Annotated in this window: 25 protein-coding genes, 1 tRNA gene and 1 pseudogene; 7 read left to right on the top strand and 20 right to left on the bottom strand. The window is 64.5% G+C overall.

Going from position 1 to position 15,457, the window contains the following annotated elements:
* Positions 1 to 96 (top strand): annotated as a pseudogene (locus tag I6F35_RS06690) (IS5/IS1182 family transposase); the annotation flags it as partial.
* 160 nt (positions 97 to 256) lie between these two features.
* On the opposite strand, the gene I6F35_RS06685 reads toward I6F35_RS06690, so the two are convergent.
* Together I6F35_RS06685 and I6F35_RS06680 are read right to left on the bottom strand one after the other, a co-directional pair.
* A complete protein-coding gene (locus I6F35_RS06685; RefSeq protein WP_225116856.1) occupies positions 257 to 2,203 on the bottom strand; it encodes a molybdopterin biosynthesis protein in 1,947 nt (648 codons plus the stop codon).
* Positions 2,204 to 2,211: 8 nt separating this feature from the next.
* On the bottom strand, positions 2,212 to 3,324 hold the full coding sequence (locus I6F35_RS06680) for a molybdopterin-binding protein (protein ID WP_225116855.1): 1,113 nt from the start codon (positions 3,322 to 3,324) through the stop codon (positions 2,212 to 2,214).
* 186 nt (positions 3,325 to 3,510) lie between these two features.
* Here I6F35_RS06680 and I6F35_RS06675 point away from each other — a divergent pair, with 186 nt between their 5' ends.
* Positions 3,511 to 4,722 (top strand): ABC transporter substrate-binding protein, encoded by a 1,212-nt coding sequence (locus I6F35_RS06675; protein ID WP_225116870.1) that lies wholly within the window; start codon positions 3,511 to 3,513, stop codon positions 4,720 to 4,722.
* 7 nt (positions 4,723 to 4,729) lie between these two features.
* On the opposite strand, the gene I6F35_RS06670 is transcribed toward I6F35_RS06675, so the two are convergent.
* On the bottom strand, positions 4,730 to 5,692 hold the full coding sequence (locus I6F35_RS06670) for a TAXI family TRAP transporter solute-binding subunit (RefSeq protein ID WP_225116854.1): 963 nt from the start codon (positions 5,690 to 5,692) through the stop codon (positions 4,730 to 4,732).
* A gap of 125 nt (positions 5,693 to 5,817) precedes the next feature.
* On the opposite strand from I6F35_RS06670, the gene I6F35_RS06665 reads away from it, so the two are divergent.
* Together I6F35_RS06665 and I6F35_RS06660 are read left to right on the top strand one after the other, a co-directional pair.
* Positions 5,818 to 6,786 carry a tripartite tricarboxylate transporter substrate binding protein gene (locus I6F35_RS06665; protein ID WP_225116853.1) on the top strand — a complete coding sequence of 323 codons (969 nt, stop codon included), beginning with the start codon at positions 5,818 to 5,820 and terminating at the stop codon, positions 6,784 to 6,786.
* Positions 6,787 to 6,871: 85 nt separating this feature from the next.
* Positions 6,872 to 6,947 (top strand) — tRNA-Ile (locus I6F35_RS06660).
* A 27-nt stretch (positions 6,948 to 6,974) separates the two neighbouring features.
* On the opposite strand, the gene I6F35_RS06655 is transcribed toward I6F35_RS06660, so the two are convergent.
* The 17 genes from I6F35_RS06655 to I6F35_RS40450 form a co-directional block, all read right to left on the bottom strand.
* Positions 6,975 to 8,084 (bottom strand): tyrosine-type recombinase/integrase, encoded by a 1,110-nt coding sequence (locus tag I6F35_RS06655; protein ID WP_225116852.1) that lies wholly within the window; start codon positions 8,082 to 8,084, stop codon positions 6,975 to 6,977.
* Positions 8,085 to 8,089: 5 nt separating this feature from the next.
* Positions 8,090 to 8,314 (bottom strand): hypothetical protein, encoded by a 225-nt coding sequence (locus tag I6F35_RS06650; RefSeq protein ID WP_225116851.1) that lies wholly within the window; start codon positions 8,312 to 8,314, stop codon positions 8,090 to 8,092.
* A gap of 217 nt (positions 8,315 to 8,531) precedes the next feature.
* Entirely contained in the window at positions 8,532 to 8,774 is a 243-nt protein-coding gene (locus tag I6F35_RS06645; protein ID WP_225116850.1) for a hypothetical protein, read from the bottom strand.
* 9 nt (positions 8,775 to 8,783) lie between these two features.
* Positions 8,784 to 8,978 (bottom strand): hypothetical protein, encoded by a 195-nt coding sequence (locus I6F35_RS06640; protein ID WP_225116849.1) that lies wholly within the window; start codon positions 8,976 to 8,978, stop codon positions 8,784 to 8,786.
* Positions 8,979 to 8,990: 12 nt separating this feature from the next.
* Positions 8,991 to 9,125 carry a hypothetical protein gene (locus I6F35_RS40125; RefSeq protein WP_275945437.1) on the bottom strand — a complete coding sequence of 45 codons (135 nt, stop codon included), beginning with the start codon at positions 9,123 to 9,125 and terminating at the stop codon, positions 8,991 to 8,993.
* Positions 9,122 to 9,412 (bottom strand): hypothetical protein, encoded by a 291-nt coding sequence (locus I6F35_RS06635; protein WP_225116848.1) that lies wholly within the window; start codon positions 9,410 to 9,412, stop codon positions 9,122 to 9,124. The genes I6F35_RS40125 and I6F35_RS06635 overlap by 4 nt, the downstream gene beginning before the upstream one ends.
* Positions 9,405 to 9,614 carry a hypothetical protein gene (locus I6F35_RS06630; RefSeq protein WP_225116847.1) on the bottom strand — a complete coding sequence of 70 codons (210 nt, stop codon included), beginning with the start codon at positions 9,612 to 9,614 and terminating at the stop codon, positions 9,405 to 9,407. Before I6F35_RS06630 ends, I6F35_RS06635 begins: the two co-directional genes overlap by 8 nt.
* Positions 9,611 to 9,772, bottom strand: a complete 162-nt coding sequence (locus I6F35_RS06625) for a hypothetical protein (RefSeq protein WP_225116846.1) — start codon at positions 9,770 to 9,772, stop codon at positions 9,611 to 9,613. The genes I6F35_RS06630 and I6F35_RS06625 overlap by 4 nt, the downstream gene beginning before the upstream one ends.
* Entirely contained in the window at positions 9,769 to 10,146 is a 378-nt protein-coding gene (locus tag I6F35_RS06620) for an HNH endonuclease (protein ID WP_225116845.1), read from the bottom strand. The genes I6F35_RS06625 and I6F35_RS06620 overlap by 4 nt, the downstream gene beginning before the upstream one ends.
* Entirely contained in the window at positions 10,143 to 10,595 is a 453-nt protein-coding gene (locus tag I6F35_RS06615) for a hypothetical protein (protein ID WP_225116844.1), read from the bottom strand. Before I6F35_RS06615 ends, I6F35_RS06620 begins: the two co-directional genes overlap by 4 nt.
* Before the next feature lie 21 nt (positions 10,596 to 10,616).
* On the bottom strand, positions 10,617 to 11,069 hold the full coding sequence (locus tag I6F35_RS06610; RefSeq protein ID WP_225116843.1) for a hypothetical protein: 453 nt from the start codon (positions 11,067 to 11,069) through the stop codon (positions 10,617 to 10,619).
* A gap of 11 nt (positions 11,070 to 11,080) precedes the next feature.
* Complete coding sequence (locus tag I6F35_RS06605) at positions 11,081 to 11,431, bottom strand: hypothetical protein (protein WP_225116842.1); 351 nt, start codon at positions 11,429 to 11,431, stop codon at positions 11,081 to 11,083.
* A 23-nt stretch (positions 11,432 to 11,454) separates the two neighbouring features.
* Positions 11,455 to 12,414 carry a hypothetical protein gene (locus I6F35_RS06600; RefSeq protein ID WP_225116841.1) on the bottom strand — a complete coding sequence of 320 codons (960 nt, stop codon included), beginning with the start codon at positions 12,412 to 12,414 and terminating at the stop codon, positions 11,455 to 11,457.
* Positions 12,395 to 12,688, bottom strand: coding sequence for a hypothetical protein (locus I6F35_RS06595; RefSeq protein WP_225116840.1), 294 nt, complete (start codon positions 12,686 to 12,688; stop codon positions 12,395 to 12,397). The genes I6F35_RS06600 and I6F35_RS06595 overlap by 20 nt, the downstream gene beginning before the upstream one ends.
* Positions 12,685 to 13,617 carry a PD-(D/E)XK nuclease-like domain-containing protein gene (locus tag I6F35_RS06590; RefSeq protein WP_225116839.1) on the bottom strand — a complete coding sequence of 311 codons (933 nt, stop codon included), beginning with the start codon at positions 13,615 to 13,617 and terminating at the stop codon, positions 12,685 to 12,687. The genes I6F35_RS06595 and I6F35_RS06590 overlap by 4 nt, the downstream gene beginning before the upstream one ends.
* Positions 13,614 to 13,784 (bottom strand): hypothetical protein, encoded by a 171-nt coding sequence (locus tag I6F35_RS06585; protein WP_225116838.1) that lies wholly within the window; start codon positions 13,782 to 13,784, stop codon positions 13,614 to 13,616. The genes I6F35_RS06590 and I6F35_RS06585 overlap by 4 nt, the downstream gene beginning before the upstream one ends.
* A gap of 436 nt (positions 13,785 to 14,220) precedes the next feature.
* Positions 14,221 to 14,472 carry a hypothetical protein gene (locus I6F35_RS40450; RefSeq protein WP_225116872.1) on the bottom strand — a complete coding sequence of 84 codons (252 nt, stop codon included), beginning with the start codon at positions 14,470 to 14,472 and terminating at the stop codon, positions 14,221 to 14,223.
* Here I6F35_RS40450 and I6F35_RS40445 point away from each other — a divergent pair.
* From I6F35_RS40445 to I6F35_RS06565, 3 genes are read left to right on the top strand one after another with little or no spacing between them, the layout of a single operon-like run.
* Entirely contained in the window at positions 14,419 to 14,589 is a 171-nt protein-coding gene (locus I6F35_RS40445) for a hypothetical protein (RefSeq protein WP_346283142.1), read from the top strand. The two genes, I6F35_RS40450 and I6F35_RS40445, sit on opposite strands and share 54 nt — an antisense overlap.
* Entirely contained in the window at positions 14,532 to 14,912 is a 381-nt protein-coding gene (locus tag I6F35_RS06570; protein WP_225116837.1) for a hypothetical protein, read from the top strand. Before I6F35_RS40445 ends, I6F35_RS06570 begins: the two co-directional genes overlap by 58 nt.
* A 12-nt stretch (positions 14,913 to 14,924) precedes the next feature.
* A complete protein-coding gene (locus I6F35_RS06565) occupies positions 14,925 to 15,455 on the top strand; it encodes a hypothetical protein (protein ID WP_225116836.1) in 531 nt (176 codons plus the stop codon).
* Positions 15,456 to 15,457: the final 2 nt, after the last annotated feature.

Below are 15,457 nucleotides of genomic sequence, written 5' to 3'. Positions count from 1 at the left end.
CTCTCCAAAGACTTCGAAGGCTCTGCTGCCACTGAGCTCGCATGGCTGCTCATCGCCCATCTGAGGCTCCTAATTCGCCGCCTGGCCAGACCTTGAAGACGTCTTACGCTTTTTTGAGTCAGGCTCTGAGGAGACCGCACAGCGGTCGTCTCGGAGGGCGAGGCCGCTGGCGGGGCCTCATGGTTCGAGACGCGCTACGCGCTCCTCACCATGAGGATCGACGTTGACCCTCCGGGGACGACGCCGGTGGCAGGAGCTACGCCGGTCGGAATCCCGCGCGCTCCAACGCGGCACGGCTTTCGTCCGACGCCAGCGCTTCGAGGAACGCCTGCACCGCCGGGCGATGCTTGCGCGCCGACACCAGTGCGAAATCGTAATGCTCTTCCGCCAGCGGAATGAATCCGAGCCCGGAGGCGTGCGCGACCGGCGCGATCGTCATCCCCCAATCGGCACGATGCTGGGCGACCGCGGCGGCGACCGCATTGTGCGAACGCGGCTGATTCCAGTAGCCGTCCGGCCGCGCGCCGCCAAGCAGGCGGTCGATCAGGATGCGCGTGCCCGCCCCCTGGTTGCGGTTGACCATGATGCAGGCGGGATCGGCGAGCGCTGCGCGCACCGCGTCCTGCGCCGACAGGCCTTCGAAGCGTCGGTCGCCCGTGCGGAACACGATGCCCTGCATCCGCCGCCAGCCGGGCACGAGCTCGAGACCGCCAGTGAGATAGGGCACATTGTAGGTCTCGCTGTTCTCGTCGAACAGATGGATCGGCGCGAAATCGCATTCGCCGCGCTTGGCGGACGCAAGTCCGCCGAGGCTGCCGACCGCGATCGAGCGCACCGAAAGCCCCCCGCGCGCCAGCGGCGCGGTGACGAGGTCGAGCCCGGTGCAATGGCTGCCGACGATAACGAGATCGGGCACGCGCACATGCGGCGTGAACAGCGTCACTTCGGCCTCGGTGCCAGCAGGCATCTGATCGGCGAGCGCATCGATCTTCAGGAAGCCGTCGGCCTGCGCGAACGAGGTGATGGCGCCGGAGCCCTTGCCGCTCGGATAGGCGATCAGTCCCTCGGTGCCTTCGACCAGCGACACCATGACGAACTCGGTGCGGCCGAGCTCGGAGGCGATCCGCACCGGCACCTTGGCCGTCACCTTCGCATCCGATCGCGGCGGCAGGCCCGCCATCCGCCGCAGCACCGGCACGATCATGTCATGGAAGGTGAACATCGCCGAGGTCGGAAATCCCGGCAGGATCACCACCGGCTTGCCGTCGCAAACCGCAAGGCACAGCGGCTTGCCCGGCTTCAGCGCCACGCCATGGGCGATGATGCCTGGCTTGCCGAGCCGCGCAATGATGCGATGGGAGATATCGCCCGCGCCCTTCGAGGTGCCGCCGGAGAGCACCAGCATGTCGCTCTCGGCGAGTGCCTTGCGCATCGCGGCTTCGAGCTGCGCCTCGTTGTCGGCGATGGCGCCGACAAAGACGGCATCGCCGCCATTCTCGGAGATTGCCGCGGTGACGATGGCGCCGTTGGTGTCGTAGATCGCGGCCGGACGCAGCGGCTGGCCCGGCTGCACCAATTCGTCGCCGGTCGAGAGAATGGCGACGCGCGGCCGACGCGCCACTCCGACCTGCGCGATGCCGCAGGCAGCCAGCATGCCGATCTCGCGCGAGCCGATGATGGTGCCGGCGCGCAGCAGCGTTTCGCCGCGCGCGATGTCGGAGCCCGCATAGGACACGAATTGTCCGGGCGACGCGGCACGGCGGATCTCGATCACGCGCTGGCCTGCGGGCTGCGTGTGCTCGACCATCACGATCGCATCCGCGCCGCGCGGCACCGGACCGCCAGTTGCGATCGCGGTTGCCGTACCCGACAGCACCGGCCGCACCGGCGCGGTGCCGCAGGCAATGATCTCGTCGTTCAGCACGAGGCGAACCGGCGTCGCCTCGCTCGCCTGCGCAAGATCGGCGGAGCGCACCGCAAAGCCGTCGACATTGGAGCGGTCGAACGGCGGCACGTCGATCGGCGCGACGACGTCGTCGGCCAGCGCGCAGCCGAGCGCCTCAGCGAGCGATCGCGCTTCGCTGGCGACGGCCCGTGGAAACAAGGCGGCCTCGAACCGCGCAAGCGCCTCCTCGCGCGACAGGATGGTCAGGAACTGGTCCTGATCGAAACTGCCGCGGTCCTTGGCAGATGTATTGGTCATGTCGGAACTCATTCCCGCAACATATAGGCATCGATCGCCATGCCCGCAGCAAATCCTTCGGAACCTCCGGGCACGACCAGAAACGCCTGCGCGCGCGCGATCGCATCGAGCGAGAGTTCGCCGACTGCAAGTGGCATCCAGGCATCGCGTTGCCGCTCCAGCAGCACGAATTCGGCGATGCCGACGAGCGAGGCGATCTTGCGTGACAGCGGCAGCGACAGTGCCTTCCGCGGCCGCCGTCCGGTCAGCCGGTCGAGCACTGGCAGCGCCAGCGCCCACCATGCCGCAAACGCCTGGTCCGGCGCGCCGGGCAGCACGATCACCGGCGTCGCTCCAAGACGGCCGACTGCCGCGGTGCGGCCGGGCTGCAAGGCGATGCCATGGGCGATGAGCTCGCCGCGCGCCGCGAGCGCGCTTACCGCTGCATCTGTTCGGCCGACGCCGCTGCCGCCGATCGTGATCAGGAGATCGCAGGCCGCATCTTCGAACGCGGCGACGATCGAGCCGACGTCGCGCGCTCCGGCCTCACGGCTGATAACCTCAGCGCCGGCGGAACGCGCGCTCTCCGCGACCAGATTGGTGGTCGCCGTCGCGCCGGGAATATTGACGACGTGCAGGCGCGGCCGTCGCACCTTGAGCCGCTCGATCTCCGCGGCGCGCGCCAACATGAGATTGCGCGGCACGACGCGCCGTCCCGCTTCGGCAACGAAGCTCCCCTCGGCGATGTCCTGGCCCTTGCGCCTGACGCCCTGCCCCGGGATCGCTTCCGCCAGTACCTGCGCAATGGGGCCGGTCACTTCGACCAGATCGGCATCGAGCACACAGTCGCAGGCTGCAGGCATGGCGTCACCGGCTTCGACCCAGGCGGGCGACGCAGCCAGTGGCAAGGGCGAATACGAGGAGGCGCCGACCAGATCATTGGCACGCAGCGCCCAGCCATCGGTGGCGGCAACATCATGCGGCGGCTGCGCCGGCAACCCAGGCATTTCGGCCGCGATGCAGCGCAGAGCGTCCGCAAGCGGCAACGCGACCGGCTGCACCGGCTCGAGCCCGCGGAGCAGGGCGCTGAGCGCGGTGTCCAGAGGCGTGAGCGAAGCCGGCAGGCGCTGGGTCGGAACCATGGCCGGCCTGTCTACTGTATCGGCCGCGAAATAAACAGGTGCCGCAAGATGTTCCTGCTCCGAAAGGACGCGTTGACGCCGACCCCAAACCGGTTGCAAAAGAAACCAATTCAGCCGGGCCAACGCCCCGGAACAAGCAATAACGGCCAATGCGCCGGTCCAGGGAGGGAGACAGCAATGTTCGATATGTTCGGCAGATCATTTTCCGTGCTCGGCGCGCTGGCCGGCGCGACGCTGGCCTCAACCGCGGCGCTGGCGCAAATCTCCGACGAGATCGTCAAGATCGGCGTGCTCACCGACATGAACGGACCGGCATCCACGCCGACCGGACAGGGTTCGGTCACCGCGGCGCAGATGGCTATCGACGATTTCGGCGGCAAGGTGCTGGGCAAGCCGATCTCTGTGATTGTCGGCGATCATCAGCTCAAGGCCGATATCGGCGCCAGCATCGCGCGGCGCTGGTACGACGTCGATCAGGTGGATTTGATCGTCGACGTGCCGGTCTCCGCCGTCGGGCTCGCCGTGCAGAACGTCGCCAACGAGCGGAAGCGCCTGTTCATCACGCATTCGACGGGTGCGACCGATTTCCACGGCAAGTCCTGCTCGCCCTATGCCATGCAGTGGGTGTTCGACACCCGCGCGCTCGCGGTCGGCACCGCGCAGGAAGTGGTGAAGCGTGGCGGCGACAGCTGGTTCTTCATCACCGACGATTATGCGTTCGGGCACTCGCTCGAAAAGGATGCCGCCAGCGTCGTCACCAAGAACGGCGGCAAGGTGCTGGGTGCGGTGCGCCCGCCGTTTGCGACGCCCGATCTGTCGTCTTTCGTGCTGCAGGCGCAGGCCTCGAAAGCCAAGATCATTGGCATTGCCGGCGGGCCGCCCAACAACATGAACGAGATCAAGACCGCCGGCGAGTTCGGCGTGTTCAAGGGCGGCCAGCAGATGGCGGCGCTGCTGGCGCTGATCACCGACATCCATTCGCTGGGCCTGCCGACCGCGCAGGGGCTGTTGTTGACGACGTCGTTCTACTGGGACATGGATGACAAGACCCGCGAATGGTCGAAGCGCTATTTCGCCAAGCTGAACCGGATGCCGACGATGTGGCAGGCGGGCGTCTATTCCTCCGTGATCCATTACCTCAACGCCATCAAGGAGGCCGGCACCGACGATCCGCTGAAGGTCGCGGCCAAGATGCGCGAGAAACCGATCGAGGATTTCTTCGCCCGCAACGGCAAGCTGCGGGAGGACAATCTGATGGTGCACGATCTCATGCTGGTACAGGTGAAATCGCCGGAGGAATCCAAATATCCGTGGGACTACTACAAGATTCTCACCAAAATCTCCGGCGAAGACGCGTTCGGCCCGCCCGACCCGGCGTGCGGATTGGTGAAGAAATGACGACAGATTACTTCGCGACCCCGATCTCGCGGAAATACTTCAGCACACCCGGATGAATCAGCTCCACATTCGGCGCCGCCGCCACCGTGTTCGCAGCCGTCGTCTCGCAGGCCTGCGCCAGCTTCCTGCAGAAGTCGCCTTCGATCCCGTGCAGCGTCTTCGCCAGCCGATAGGCGACGTCATCAGGCAGGCTTTCGCGCACTAGGATGAAACTCCACGAACCAACGGAGGCGATCGCTTCGGTCTGCTTCGGATAGCTGTTCGCCGGGATCGTCAGCGGCTTCAGGAAAGTATGCTTGCCGCGGATGCGCGCGATCTCTTCCGCACTCGGCGCGATGAAGCGCGCGCCGCTCGGACTTTCCGCCATCGCAGCAAAGCCGGGCCAGCCGACGCCGGCGCCCCACAGCGCCGCGGCGCGGCCGTCCTGCACCATGGCCGGCCCGTCGCCGGCGCGATCGAGATAGATCGACTTGAAGTCCTCGTCCTGCTTCAGCCCGATGCCATCGAGGATGTAGCGCGACAGGATCGGCAGGCCCGAGCCCTTCGCACCAAAGGCGACCGGCTGGCCGATGAGGTCGCGGATCGTGCGGTACGGGCTGTCGGAGCGCACCACGAACATGCCCGGGCTCGAATACATCGCGGTCAGGATCTTGAGCTTGGTCGCAGGCCGCCCGATGCCCATGAAGGCCTCATAGGCCGGCTCGCCGGCCACCGTCGCAATATCGAGCTTATCAGCTTCGAGCAGCGGAATGTTCTCGTTCGAGCCCTTGGTGTTGCGCGGCTCGACCGAGAGGCTCGGGTCCGCCGCATTCATGGCTTCGGCAAAGGCATTGCCATAGAGCGGGAAGCCGCCACCCGGCGTTGCCGTCCCGAGGGTGATCGTGGTCCTGGAAATGGGCTTGCCTCCCTCCTGTGCGGCTGCCCCGCCAGCGAGCAGGACAGTGGCGCAAACCATCAAAGCGATTTTCATTTGGCGGCCTCCAACATCACTTGGCGCGGGATTGACCGATCTTTGCGCCGCAGAGGTTGTAGGCAAGGCCGGAATTTTATGAAAGCATGGCCGCAACGGTAACAAGAAAATGACGAGGAAACATAATGCTTCGCCTTTTGCGTGCGGCGTCCCTTGGTTTGATTTGCCTTTTGAGCCTTGTCTCCCCCTCCTCCGCCGCCGACTATCCAAACCGCCCCGTGCGCTGGCTGATCGGATTTGCCGCCGGCGGGCCGGTCGACATTGTCGCTCGCATCATGAGCCAGTGGCTGTCGGATCATTTCGGCCAGCAATTTGTGGTCGAGAACCGAACCGGCTCCGGCGGCAATATCGCGGCCGCCGCCGCAATCAATTCGCCGGCGGACGGCTATACGCTGTTGTTCGTCGCGCCCAATAATGCGATCAGCACCTCGCTCTACAAGAAGCTGCCGTTTGACTTCCTGCGCGACACCACGCCTGTCGCCAGCATCATGCAGCTCACCAACATGCTGGTGGTCTCCAATGCGATGCCGGTGAAGACCGTTCAGGAGTTCATCGACTACTGCAAGGCCAACCCGGGCAAGGTCTCCTACGCGTCATCCGGTAACGGCACCTCGGTGCATATGTCGGCGGAGCTGTTCAAGGCGATGACCAAATGCGAGATGCAGCACGTGCCCTATCGCGGCTCGGCGATCGCCTTTCCGGACATCATCTCCAACAAGGTGCAGTTGATCTTCGACAATTTGCCGTCGGCGCTGGAGCAGGCGCGCGGCGGCAATGTCCGCGCGCTTGGCGTCACCTCGCCAAAGCGCTGGCCGAGCGTCCCCGATATTCCCGCGATCGCCGAAACCGTGCCCGGCTTCGAGTCGGTCGGGTTCTACGGCATCTCGGCCCCGAAGGGTACGCCGCCGGAGATCGTCGAGATCCTCAACAAGGCGGTGGGCGAAGCGCTGAAAGACCCCAAGCTCGTCGCCCGCCTGGCCGAAGTCGGCGGCATTCCAAGGCCAATGGCCCCGGCCGAATTCGGCAAGCTGGTCGCCGACGAAACCGAGAAATGGCGGAAAGTGGTGGAGTTCGCCGGGGTTTCGGTGGATTAGAGTCCCGGGATTGCCCGATCGCCCCTCACCCTGTAAACGGAGCCCGCACCGTTGCCGGCCGCAAACCCCGCGGCCGCCTGCGGCGGGGCCTGTAGCTCAATGGTTAGAGCCGGCCGCTCATAACGGTCTGGTTGCAGGTTCGAGTCCTGCCGGGCCCACCACCCGTGAAAATCGGTCTTGATTTTGCTCTACTTTTTCGCCGGATTGTCTAGTCGCCCTGCCGAACTAGACAAATTCGCGTTCGCCTTTTGGGCTTCTTCGAGCTGCGCGATGGCGCGACGTGCACGGCGCTTGCGGTCGGCCTTTTCGATGTAGAGCATCAACTCGCGAACGTCCTTGTGGCCACTGATCGCCTGCAGATCCCGCACATCCAGCGTGCGCCCATCAGGCCCCTCGTAATCGGCGAGCCGCGTCAGGCAGAGCTTGCGCAGGCCGTGGCTGCTGCACTCGGGCAGTTCCGCCTGATCGCACCACTCGCGCATCTTGTTGCCGAACCCGTTCGCCGTGAACGCCTTGCCCTGCGCCGTCACAAGATACGTCTCGGTGCCGGTTAGCGGCGTGGCCGCAATGATCGCCTTCGTTTCCTCGAATAGCGGCACCGTGATCGTCATGCCGGTGGTGCGGCTGGTTTTCTGCGGCACGAAGTCGGTCAGCACGCCGTCCACCACGTTGCGCGGCCCGATCCGCACCACATCGGATTTGCGGACGGCAAGGTTGACATAGAGCGCGAGCGCCAGCCGCGCCTTGGTGCCGACCGGATGCCGCGCGCAATACTTGGCGTAATGCTCCTCACCCCAGGCAAAGTACGAGCCGCCCTTCCGCTTGACGCGCGTCACGTTTGCCGCGGGGTTGGTGGGGATCAGGTGGACGGTGACGCAGTAGTCAAAGAAGTGCTTCAGCGCCTGCAGCATGTTGCGCTGAGGTCCGGGCTCCAGCGTGTTGATGTAGGCTTGCACATGCGCCTGCCCCAGCAAGCGCAGCCGCTTCTCGCCGTGCTCCTTGCGGAAGCGCTCAAGTGACGACTTGCGGCCGGGCTGGGTGCCGGGCGCAAGCGATTGCCACTGCCCGCTCTTGTAGTACAGCACCACCGCCGCGTTGATCGTGCCCTGCACCGTCCGCGATGCGCCGATCTCGACTTTCCCCGGGGTCTTCCGGCTCGCCAGCGCCTTGTCCAGCGCATCCATAAACTCGGTTGACCACGGCAGCCCCGGAAGGGGCACCGGCTTGACGCCGGGAATTCGCGTGTAGTGTCGCGCCTTGCCGGTGTCGTCAACGTAGCCTTTGACAAAGCGCGGCAACCTCCCTACCGGCCGCCCTCGCGCGCGCCTTTCGGAAGTAGCACGTCCCATTCATTGTCCCCCTCTGTGGTCTCGCACACGCCCGCACCGGTCGGCGGATTGCCAGCATGGATGACGATTTTGCCCTGCCTGTCGATCTCGACGCGGCAGACAGTGAGCCCGGCGCGCTGCGCGCCGACAATCGCCTGCATCAGGTCGCGGAGGCGATAGGTCGCCGGCTTGCTGCCCATCGGGCCCTCCTATCTTTTACTCAAAACGCGCTCTTGGACCAAACCAAAAGATAAGTTCGCCTTTGCATCATTGCGGGCCATTTTAAGCCCCGCGGAGCCATTTCCCCGGCCGCCGGGCCCTCTCCTGCCCCCATCCCGGCCGGCGGACTCCCTGCCCGCCCGGCGGGCCGGGAAACGCCGGTCCGGAGGCGGCCGAAGCCCCGGGGCCCGAAAGCCGTCAGGCCGGCGGCGGCAGCAGCTTCATCTGCCCGCCTTGGTACTGGTACTCGACCAGCGTTCCCCAAGGCGTCGACCAGCGGTATTCGCCGTCCTGCTCATAGGTCGGCGAGCGCACCGGGTCGCCCAATTCCTTCACCTCAAACCCGCAGGCGTCGGCATCGAGCGCAAACTGCATGTTGGTGAAGTGCGGCGAGCGATTGCGGGTGCGGATGAAGCGCTCCAGCTTTTGCTTGGTCAGCATCGCCGCACCTCACAGCAGCCCTTCGCGCTCTGCCGCGGCGCGCAGGTCGGCAGCGATCTCCTCCATCACCGCGATCTCGCGGTCGGCGGTGCGCTGGCTCATCTGCCCGGCATCGACGCGACGCGGATACACCCTATAACGGAGCTTCAGCTCGCGCTCGGCGCAGTGCAGCTTGTCGAGCGCACTGATCTTCGTTGTCACCATGGCCCTCCTCCCTCACTTCAATTTGCCCTTGGCCGCGGGCTTGCCGGCAGGCTTCTTCACCTTCTTGTCGATCAGCCGCTTGTTGGCGGCGACCCGCGCCTCGCGCTGCTCCCTGAGCCTCGCTTCCTTCGGCCCAATCTTGCTCATGACAGAACCTCCTCCTTGTGAGCGGCGACCGCATCCGGCTTCCGCTGCCGGCTCCGCTTGCCGAGATAAAACTGCACGGTCGACCGGTGCAGGTGCATGAGATGGGCGATCCGCTCTGGCGACATGCCGCGGGCCCGCAGCCGCTTGGCCACCACCACACGGGCGTGAACCAGATCGTGCTGGCGGTCGCGACCCGTGATCTGCGCCGGGTCGAGGTCATTTTCGCGCGCCACCTCAGCGATCACGTTACGCAGCAGTTCGCGTGGCGTCAGCGTCGGTTCAGTCATCCGGGGTCCCTCCTATGCCAAGGGTTGCGACGATGTTGGTTTCCTCCTCAGTGATCCGCGTGGTGAACAGCAACAGCCGCAGCGCGTGCAGCTCGATGTCCAGGCAGCGGGCATAGCCCGGGTTGCCCATCCACTTCTCGCGGATTGATTGCGTCCGGTGGATCAGGTTCTCAATCTCGCGCGACGTCGGTCTCTCGATCATTTCAGTTCGCCTCTGCAATACGCATCGATGTCGGCATCGGTCAGCTTGTGCGCCTTCATCAGCGCCTCGAATTGCTCGCGCGTGATCAGGTCGTCGCCGTACAGGCCAAGGATCTGGTGCAGGCGCTCGCGCTTGGTTTGCTGCTGTGGCGCTTTCATCGCCGCTCGACGGTCCCATCCATCCGCTTCTTCAGTCCCGATGCCCGCGTTCCTGGCATCGGGCGGCCATTCCGCTTGGTGATCCCGAGGTGCTTCATCCGCACCCGGTTGTTGATGCTTTTCTCGGCAACGTCGCGCGGCGTCTTCACCGTGCGGTCGCAGACCTCATGGATCGGCCCGAGATTGCGCTCGCGGTTCTCGCCGCCATTGATCAGCGCAATGCGGTGATCGCAGATCCAGCGCCGGCCCCTGATCTTGATGCCGCATTCGCAGCAGACGCCCTTGAACCTCTCGAACACCCGCAGGCGGACGTGCGGCGGGACCGGCGTGTCGTCGGTCTTGCCGATCCATTCTTGGTGGACGGTGCGGCTCATGGCGCGGGTGCCTCCAGCAAGCCGAGCTGCGCGACGCGCTCGTACATCGGCTTACCGTCATTGGTGAGCATGTAGGGCATAAACACCGCCTCGAACGACAGGATGCCGGTCTCGATCGCCATGATCTGGCCCTTGATCCAGTCGCGCAGGATCGAGTTGACCGCGACCTGTCCCTGCGCCAGCGCGTTCGCCTCGTGCTCACGCTGCGTGCGCTTGATGCGGTAGCTGTAGGGGTGCTCTCTCAGGTACAGCGCCGCCCAGCCCTTAGCCGAGGCGCGCAGCTGCATGTGGCGACCGCGGTGACGGAAGGCGAGCAACACCTCGTGCTTCTCAAAGTCATCCATGAAGCCGATGCTCTCGCAGCCGAACCGGCGCAGCAACCGCGTGATCTCATCGCGGGCGGCGACGCCTGAGGTGGCTTCGGCATACGGCGTGTTGCTGCGGCTCATGCATCTTCTCCGCGCCGGATGTCATCGATCTTCCCGGCGCAGATGATCGCCATGACCAGTGCGCCGCAGGTGCAGCCGATCGCCAGTCCCAGGATCAAGCCGCCGAGCAAAAGCATGGCACGCTCCCTCAGTGGGCCGCCGAGACGCAGGCCAGCGGCAGCCGATTGCCGACGCATGGGTGTGAAGTCCGTTGCGCGCCTGTCGCAGCAGGGCGTTGGCGCGCATCAGTTGCGCACTTCGCGCCTCCAGCTGGTCGAGCGTGCGGATGATCTCGGAAAGCCGCCGTTGCAGGGCGGCGATTTCAGCCCGCTTGCGCGGGTCGTCTTCTACTTTCGGCATTCCATAATCCCCAGCCAACAGCCTGCGCAGTTCGTGATCGATCTGAACAAGCAGCCGCACCTGCCACTTCTGCTGTTCGCGCAAGCCGGCGATCAGCGTGAGCAGTTGTTCGGCGGCCACTTGTCCGACTTGCATCGTCGTTCTCCTTAGTGCTCGGTCACCGTGTCGCCGGCAGGCGTGCCGCCGCCGTTCGCCAGGAATTTCGGCAGGTCATCGTCATTGCCGTCGGCGAGTTGCCGCGCCTGCAATTCCCGCTCGCTCTGGTGATATCGCTCGATCCCGCTCACCAGATTTGACCCGGTCTGGTCGAGCAGGCTTTTGATCGCCTCGGCGCGCCGCATGTAGTTGTCGCGATCGGCCTGCGTCTTGGCCAGCGCACGGCGCAGGCTCTCGTTTTCAAACTCGATGATGGCCTTGTTGTGCTTCAGCAGCTCGTTCTCCGACCGTAGCGATTGCAGTTCGGTCTCCATCGACGAAATTTCATTGGCGAGGTTCAACGGTCCTACTCCCCTTGGTTTGATCAGCTTGCCTTGTCCGCTGTGGCCGCGTCATCGCCGGGGCTTGGGGGCGAAGAAGACGACGACGCGGCCTCGGCGGGTGCATCACCATCCGCCGGTTGACCGGCAGGAGCGGACTGCCTGCCGGACATCTTGGCATCAACCGTGCTCGCAGCCGCGATCGATGCCTCGATTGAGGATTTGGTGTGCTCGAAGCCCTCGCCCACGGGGCCGCGCAGGCGCTCGCGCAGCCGCGGCGACAGATCGGTCGGTTTGGTAACATCCTCGAACCCGGACTCGATCAGTTCTTCCTTCGAGTAGACGCCAGCCACGATGTCGGTGCAGTACATCCGCGCCCAGTCCCGGCTCATCGCGTAGAACAATTGCAGCGCCGGCTTTTCGTCCCACAATGGCGAGCCCTTGATCTGGCCGTACTGGTTGCGCTCGGGGCGCAGCTTGCCCAGCGTGAACTCTTTCTCGGTCCCCTTCGGCGGAAACTGCCGGGGCGCGCTCTCTCCTTTGAAGGTCGCTGACACGATGCAGACCAGCTCGTCGCCGTCGCCTTCATAGCGCGCCGCCAGACGCTCCTTGATCGGCGCGTACATCTCCACCAGCGTGCGGAAGTAGGACGAGTCATACCCGATGCGCTGCTTCCCCGCCTTCTCGGTTACGAATGTCATCGATGCCAGCGTCAAGGGCGAGATGCCGATCTCATTCGAGCGCAGGATGATCGCCCAGCAGCCACCAACATTGCCCTGCAGCCATTCTGGCAGCAGCGGGCCCGCGGTTGCCATCAGCTTGGCCGCCTCGGCCATCTGAAAGGCATTGTCGAACCGCAGGCCACCGTCGCGCACCGGCACCATCCCGGTGCGCTCGGGATCGAGAACCTTGGTAATCCTGCCTTCGGCCAGATCACGCCGCGTCACGCGGCCATCGTCTGCGTGCGTGTCAGTGCTGCTCATGTCAATCATCCCGCCTTCCATTGATGACTTCGGAGATACGCCCTTGGTTGGTGTTGAAGCGCCGTGCCATTTCGAGCAGCCCGACATGCCGGTTCGCCGGGTCGGCAGCGAAGGTGCGCACCGCGCGCTTGACCTCCGGGCTCAGCCCTTGCCGCTGCCGCGGCACGTGCGGACGCTTCGACGGCTTGCGCTTGGTCTCATCGGCCAAAGCGTGCAGCTCAGCCGCTAGCTCGGGATCGGTGATCCGGTCGGCGAGCGCATGCAGGCGCAGGCGAATGGTCGGGATCGTTTTCATGCCGCCTCCCGCAGCTGCAGCCGCAGCCGCTCATCGATCTGCTTCCGCCGCCAGTCCGGCAGATCCACGTATTCAGCATCGTCCCGTTCATCGCCGGGACCGGGCCAGACGCCGCGGGCCAGGCAGTCGGCGAAGGTGCGCAGCGCCACCCGGTTCTGCTGCATGCCCCGCGCGATGTCCTCGTCCTTGAGCTGCGTCGCCCGCACGCAATACGGTGGCGATTTCTCCACCCAAATCAGCGTGAAGGAATTTGCCTCGATGTCGAGCGCCCGCGCTCCCTCGATCACCAGCGCGGCCTGCTGATGGTAGCTGTAGTCGCCCACCGACTTCTGCAGGTCGCGATGCAGCACGCTCTTACAGGTCTTGAGGTCGGTGAAGTCGCCGCTATCGCTCGGGATCGCATCCGGCCGCGCCTTCAGCCACAGCCCGGTTTCCTTGTCCCGCCACATGAAGGAGCGCTCGATCAAGCCGTTGAGCGCGCCGGCCTGCACCAGCGGGAACGCCCCGATCGACAGCGCCATGCCCTTGATGACCTCGACGTTGGCGCTCGTCAGCACGGTCAGCCGTTCGCGCTTGCGCTGCGCCAACCAGCGCCGGCATTCCTTGCGGTTGCCGTGCCACTTCTCGCCCTCAAGCGTTTCCGGCCGGATCACGAACAGGTCGGCGAAGCCGATTTCGGCGGTCAGCAGATGGTGCGCGGCTCGACCGATGTTCCGCCACTCGCCATCGGGCTCCTCGACCCGCTGGGGGTTCAGCGCGCAATGCGCCCAGGCATGGGCTGGTGACGTATCCCAGAGCTGGCGCAGCGTCGTCGACGATACGCTCGGCCCGCCGCAGATGTCGCCACGATGGTAGTCATCGAGCGGCAACCGCGAGTAGACTCCGGGCGACGTGATCTGTTGGCCGTCCCATTTGATCGACTGGATCATGCGCTCACCCGCAGCGCTTCGAGGAGTTCGGCCCGATACTCGGCGCACAATTTCGCGTTCAGCTCATCGATGCGCTTGCGCTCGTCGTTTTCGGTTTGGCGCTGCGCTGCAGCGGTCAGAAGCGCAGCGAGTGTTCTGGCGATGGAAGCGATGGATTGATCCGACATGGCACGTCGTCCTGTGAAGGCGCGTCGGCGCTGGTCCGCCAGTCAGTGCTGTGCGCGTTTTTGAAGTTATCGGGGAATACAACCTTAAGTCTTAGTTGCGAAATGTAAGAAAAATATAAGCCCAAAAATATCGGCCTGTCGCGTAACGCGCTTTACTCTGGCAGCAAATATTTTCGGGCGAACGCGATCTAACAGCGCGCTAACGGAATGTGGCGAACGCGATCTAACGCGGAGTAACACGAGAGGCCGCGCTGAAGCGCGCCCTCTCTCTCCACATATATAGATCTATCTATAACTACCGCGCGTAGCATCAATCATGCCAACCGATCGCGCGATCATCGAAAATAAATCGCCTAACGCAAATCGCCTAACGCAATGTGGCGACATCGTGCCGCGTCAAATGCTTTACTCGCTGCACCGCCGTGCGCGCATATTTCTATTTTTTCTTGACGAGTGATTTCGGCAGGGAGCAAAAATATACGGCTGCATCACCGGCATCAAAACCTTGCGTGGACGAGAGGCGCGAATGCCCCAGCGCGATGCCGTTCTGCAATTTATTGCCAAGAACAGACTCCGTCGACCGATCGCGGATGCCTGTGAGATCAGCCTGCAAGCCGTCAAGCAATGGCAGCGCGTGCCAACGCGCCGCGTGATCACTGTCGAGCGGATCACTGGCATCCCACGACACCTAATCCGCCCGGATATCTATCCTACCAGCAGCCCCAAACCATCCAGAGGAGTTCCAGAATGGCGAGCCCTGCTACGTCAAACGAGCCATCGGCCGAGCACGTCCAAGAAGCCGTAGACGCGATCGAAAAGCTCGATGCCGATCTGCTGACCGAGAAGATGGCGTACATGAAGCGCTGCAAGGACATCCGCAAGATCAAGGCGGATGAATACGACAACGCCAGCAATCGCGGCATCTCGAAGAAGCTGCTGAAGAAAAAGATCAAGGAACGCGGTCTGCATCGCAAGATCGACAGCATCACCAAGGATCTGGAGGACGACGAGCGATCCGAATACCAGATGTTGTCCGAGAAGCTGGGCGAGTTCGCCGACACCCCGCTGGGCGCGGCGGCGCTCGCGCGCGCTGACAGCAATGGCACGCGGGCACGAATGGGCGCGTGAGAACTTGCCGCTATGCCCGCGCCCGTGCTCGCCCTCGACCTCGCATCTGTTTCTGGCTGGGCCTGTGGCGAGCCGGGCGGCAAGCCGCTGCACGGCTCGATCCGGTTCGCGGCCAAGGGCGCTTCGCATGAGGCGATCTTCGCCAACGCCATGCAATGGGCGGAAAAAAAGATCGTCTGCCACAAGCCCAAGCTGATCGTCTGGGAAGCGCCGCTGCCGACAACGTTCAAGCGCGGCAACAGCACGATCGACACCACGTCGGTGCTGTTCGGGCTGCCCGCCGTCATCGGCGCAATCGCCTACCGGTATGGGATCTATGACATCCGCAAGGCCGAGACCCGCCACGTCCGCCAGCATTTCATCGGCTGCAATCCGAAGCGCGCCAGGGCCAAGCCGCTGGTGGTGCGCAAGTGCCGCGCCATGGGCTGGTCCGTCGAGGATGACAACGAGGCCGATGCACTGGCGACGTGGTCCTATATGTGCTCGCTCCTCAATCCAAGGCTCGCCCTTGCTCCGACACCGCTTTTTGGATGCCCGGCGTGAAC

The organism is Bradyrhizobium sp. BRP22 (genome assembly GCF_020194175.1).
Taxonomy (GTDB): Bacteria; Pseudomonadota; Alphaproteobacteria; order Rhizobiales; family Xanthobacteraceae; genus Bradyrhizobium.
Note: the sequence above shows the minus strand (reverse complement) of the source record. Positions and strands in the feature narration are given on the sequence as shown.